A 4,703-nucleotide genomic window follows, 5' to 3' on the forward strand; every position below is an offset into this window, starting at 1 on the left:
TCATGATGGCAAACTTCCCTGAGGAAGCGCGAAGATTGACAACACAACCTTAAAACATCCGTTAAGTTCTGTCAACTGGCTTTCGGAAATCTGAGAAGGGATCCCCCAGCCTCAGCGGTTGGAGCGGCGACTGCCGGTGGGGGAGAAGAGGGCTTCCAGGGCCTGGCTGAGGGTTGGCTCCATCACCACCCGGTCTTCGTAGGCGGCGATGACCCGGGTAAGCTGGGGCAGGCGGCCCTGTTCTGCCTCCAGGTAGAGGGGCTGGACGTAGAGAAGCGAGGTCTCGATGGGGATGACCAGCAGCGTGCCTAGGTTCACCCGCGACCCGTGTTCGTTCCAGAGGGCAATTTGCTCGGAAATGGCGGGATCCTGGTTGACCCGCGCCTCTACCTGTTCTGGCCCGTAGATGAGGCGCTGCCTGGAAAACTCATACACCAGCAGCTTGCCGTAGTTTTCCCCATCGCAGCGGGCGGCCATCCAAGCCACCATGTTCTGCTTGTTGAGGGGAGTGAAGGGGGAAAGTAAGACAAACTCGGGCTGGTTTTCCTCCGGCAAGGTGAGGATAAGGTACTGCGGCTGCATGGGGAGGCGCCGTTGCTTGCGGAACTGGTTGGGGATCTGCCACTGGTCTTCCCGGTTGTAGAAAACCCGGGGATCCGTCATGTGGTAAGTGGCAAATTGCTGCACTTGCAGGCGGAAGAGATCCTGGGGGTAGCGGATGTGCTGCCGCAGCGGCTCCGGCATGGCCTCTAGGGGCTGGAACAGGGTGGGGTAAATGCGGGCGTAGGCTTGGATGAGGGGATCCCGAGGATCAGCAATGTACCAGTCGATGCTGCCGTTGTAGGCGTCCAGCACCGCCTTGACGGAGTTGCGGATGTAATTGAAGGGGAAGCCGGGCAGATGCTCCGAGTAGGGGTAGCGGCTGCTGGTGGTGTAGGCATCGAAAAACCAGTAGAGTTTGCCCCCTTGAATCACCAGGTAGGGATCCCGGTCGTAGAGCAAAAAGGGCATCACCTGGCGCACCCGTTCCCGGATCTGGCGGCGATAGAGAAAGCGGGTGGTAGAGGAAAGCTCGCGGCTGAGAAGAATGCGCAGATCCCGGAAGTGCCAGGCGTAGAGAAAGCGCTGCCAGAGGTGGGGGATGGGCACGCCGCCCGTGCCGCGGTAGCTGCTGTAGACATAGCGATCGGCAGCGGGATAGTCCAGCTCCCTTGCCTCGGCTCCCACAAACACATGGGTAGTGGTCAGCTCGCCGTAGTAGATAGCCGGCTGTTCCACCCGCAGCACCTGCGCCACCTCCGGGTAGCGGGGAGAAACCCGCGGTGGGATATCCGAGAGAAAAAAGTCCGGCAGTCCCTCTGGGGTAACCACGTTCACCGGGCTGAGGGTGAGGCCATAGCCGTGGGTATAGAAAAACCGCTGGTTAACCCAAGTTTGGGCCGTAGGCGGCACCTGGGCAAAGTCCAATTCCCGCGCAGCGTGCATCACTTGGCGCAGTTCCCCGCCAATGCGGTAGCGATCCACATCCACATCGGGAAACTGGTAATAGGGACGGATCTCCTGCAGCTGGCGATAGGTAACCAAGAGGGGCTCCGTATCCCAAAGGCGCACGTTGCGCAGGGTGGATTGATTTTGCTGCAGGATCTCCCAGGTAAGAGATCCCTCCTCCAGAAAGGGTTTCACCTCCACCTCGGTCAGGCCAAAGCCAGCGCGGGTAAAGCGGATGTTGTGCTCGATGTAGGGGCGCTCCAGCTCCAGCTCGTTGGGCGTGACCAAAAGGGTTTGCACCAGTTGCGGGTAAAGCCGGGTAGTCAGCAGCCCAAACCCCAGGTAGGCCCCCCAAAGCAAAGCCGGTGCCAGCAGGGAACTGGCCCAGGCAGGGCACCAGGATTTGAAAAAGGGAAGGCGGAGGCGGATCCCTTGGCGGGCCAAAACCCAGAAGCCAATGGCCGTCAGGAAAGCCACCCCGCTCATTAGAGTGGTGGCTGGCAGGGTGGCGTGGACATCGGTAAAACCGGCGCCAAAGACAACGCCACGGGTGGAGTAGAGCAGCTCATAGCGCTCCAGCCAATGCCCCCAGGCGCGAATTAAAAACAGGGATCCCGCCAGGATCAGCAAGTGCTGCTGGGCAAACAGGGAAAGGGCCAGGGTCAGCCGCTGCTCCGATAGCCCTAGCTCCACCAGGTAGATGAGCGCTGTCGTGATCAGAGTGAGCAGCACCAAGTTGAAACACCAGTGCTGCAGCGTCTCCCAAAAGGGCAGGCCGAAAAGAAAAAAGCCCAGATCGCGGCCAAAGATGGGGTCGGACTCCCCGACAGGCACTTGGTGGAGCCAGAGCAGCAGCGTAAACCACTGATTGGAAAGAGCCCAGGCAAAGCATCCACTCAACCCCAGCGCGATCGCCCAGGCCCCTGTCAGGGTCGCTCCCCGCCAGCAGGCGCGCAGGTTGGATCCCACCACCGCCAGGGCAAAGCCAAAGGCGCCCAGGCCTAGCCCCCAGCGAGCCATCACCCGTGTCCACAGCACTGGCAGGGCGTTCAGCTCAGCAAACCAGGCCAGATCCGCATAGAAAGACGCCAAAGCCGTGATGGCTAGGATCCCCAGTCCAATCCAAAGCAACAGGAGCAGCCCTCGCCGCAACCGCTGCATGGCCTCACCGTCCTTGGCCCGGAGCTGCCCTTGATCCTAGCCCCTGCACCGCCTGCAGCAAGCCTGCTGGACCCCCGTCCACCCGCACCACCGGGATCCCGACTTGGGCCTGCAACTCTTGCCAGGTGAGATCGTCCAAGAAGCGCTCCCCATCCTTAAGAGCAATCTGGGGCAAAAGTAGCCCATCGTAGCTTGCCAAGTTTTCAACGGATTTCAGAGCGCCCAGAATGTCTTGTCCTGTCAACAACCCGGTTACCGTCAGGGTTTGTCCCCAGAATTGGCTGGCAATGGGCAACAGGTCCAACTGCAGCCCCCGAATGCCGTTCATCCGCTTGACCACAGGCTGGAAGGCCTGTTCCACAGCGTTGCCCACCACCCAGAGGACTTTGAGGGGAGCAGGGATCCCAGCCGGCAGCCGCACCTGCTCGAACTCGCTCAAGAACAAGCGCAGGGATCCCACCCCATTCCCCAGTTGGGGGTAATCTTCGTAGTGCTCTGCCGGCGGCAATTCCCGACCCGCCAGCAGATACCACTCATCGGCCAGCCAGGCAAAGGTGGATCCCAGTTCTTGCCGAAACTGCGCCTGCAGCGCTTCCACCTGATCAATCACCTCCGCCGCTTTGGCAGCATCCACTGGGATCAGCTCATCATGGGGAGGGCGAAAGCGGGTTAGCCCCACCGGTACCACCGCCACCGAGAGGACGGTTGGGATCCCTTCAATGGGTTGGCCGAAGGCGGCCAAGTCCAGAAGGGTGCGAGTTAGCTGCTCCCCATCGTTCCAAGCTGGGCAAACCACCACTTGGGCATGCAGTTGCAGGCGGTGTTGGCGAAACCAGGCCAACTGCTCCAGGATCAAGCCGGCACGCGGGTTTTTGAGCAGGCGGCTGCGCAACTGGGGGTCGGTGGCATGGACCGACACATAGAGGGGAGAAAGGCGCAGGCGGGCAATGCGATCCCACTCGGCAGCAGTCAGGTTGGTGAGGGTGAGGTAGCTGCCGTAGAGAAAGCTGAGGCGGTAGTCGTCGTCTTTGAGGTGCAAGCTTGCCCGCATCTCAGGAGGCTGTTGGTCGATAAAGCAAAAGGGGCAGGCGTTGTTGCATTGGATGAGACCATCGAACAAAGCCGTCTCAAACTCCAGCCCCAGATCCTCGTCCACGTCTTTTTCCAGCTCAACGGTGCGCGGGATCCCTTGGCTGTCTAGGATCTCCAGGCAGAGATATTCCTCAGCAATGAGGAAACGGTAGTCGATGAGGTCGCGGGGTTTCTCGCCATTGATGCTCATCAGCGCTTCCCCCGGCTGAATGCCCACCTTTGCCGCCAGGGATCCAGGTAGGACGGCGCTGATGCGGGCAGGCTTGAGGCTAGCACGGGACATGGCGCGCCCAGAGTACAAACCTACTCCAGACAGCGGCGAATTGCTGCTTCCAGCTCCGACTGGCTCAGATCAGTGACCACAAACACCTCTTGCACGCTGCTGCCCTTGCGGGCCACCAACTTGTATCCACCCCGAATAGGCACGGAAATCCGCAACTGCAACTGAGGGATCCGCCCCCGACTGCAGGACAAGGCGCCCGGCGTTACAGTTTTAATGCCCGGCTGTCGAGTCAGGCGCTCCAGGACAGGGATCAGCCCAGAAATGTGGGTGGAGTGGTTCCAAACCAGACGACCAGCAGGCTCAGACATAGCGGCAACGCAACAGCGAGAGAGGCTGGATCTCCATGCTAAGCTCTTACCCTTGCAACTGAGAATAAGCCTTGGCGAACTCTCCAAGTGCAGGCATTTTCAGAGGGTTTTCTCTGTGCTAGTTTAGCGGCAGCAAACGCGGGGAGCTCCTGACTTATGGTTTCCGAGCAAGTCATCCTAGAGATTCCCGAAGCTATCCTGAAAGGCCTGCAGAATGGAACCTACGAGCGCGTAGGCGGCGTGGTGCGAGAAGTGGCCTCTAAGCGGGTGGTGGCCTGGCTGAGAGAAACAGGGGGCTTGACACTCGCAAATAGCATTGGCAACTGGATCCCGGGAGTGGATATCATCAACGGGATCCTTGCCAACATTCA

4 protein-coding genes are annotated in these 4,703 nt (G+C 60.1%); 1 reads left to right on the forward strand and 3 read right to left on the reverse strand.

Annotation, left to right across the window (positions count from 1 at the left end; genetic code table 11):
• Positions 1-111: 111 nt before the first annotated feature.
• Genes NW841_RS11920 through NW841_RS11930 form a run of 3 tightly spaced genes read right to left on the reverse strand, consistent with a single transcriptional unit; the run spans position 112 to position 4,332 of the window.
• The gene (locus tag NW841_RS11920) at positions 112-2,649 is read right to left on the reverse strand and encodes a UPF0182 family protein (RefSeq protein WP_414386556.1); all 2,538 of its coding nucleotides are present in this window, start codon (positions 2,647-2,649) and stop codon (positions 112-114) included.
• 4 nt (positions 2,650-2,653) lie between these two features.
• Positions 2,654-4,024, reverse strand: coding sequence for a TIGR03279 family radical SAM protein (locus NW841_RS11925; protein ID WP_414386557.1), 1,371 nt, complete (start codon positions 4,022-4,024; stop codon positions 2,654-2,656).
• Positions 4,025-4,044: 20 nt separating this feature from the next.
• Positions 4,045-4,332, reverse strand: a complete 288-nt coding sequence (locus NW841_RS11930; RefSeq protein ID WP_414386559.1) for a DUF2103 domain-containing protein — start codon at positions 4,330-4,332, stop codon at positions 4,045-4,047.
• A 156-nt stretch (positions 4,333-4,488) separates the two neighbouring features.
• On the opposite strand from NW841_RS11930, the gene NW841_RS11935 reads away from it, so the two are divergent.
• On the forward strand, positions 4,489-4,703 hold a 215-nt coding region (locus tag NW841_RS11935; RefSeq protein WP_414386561.1), incomplete at its 3' end, for a hypothetical protein.

Source organism: Synechococcus sp. H60.3 (assembly GCF_047462295.1).
Taxonomy (GTDB): domain Bacteria; phylum Cyanobacteriota; class Cyanobacteriia; order Thermostichales; family Thermostichaceae; genus Thermostichus.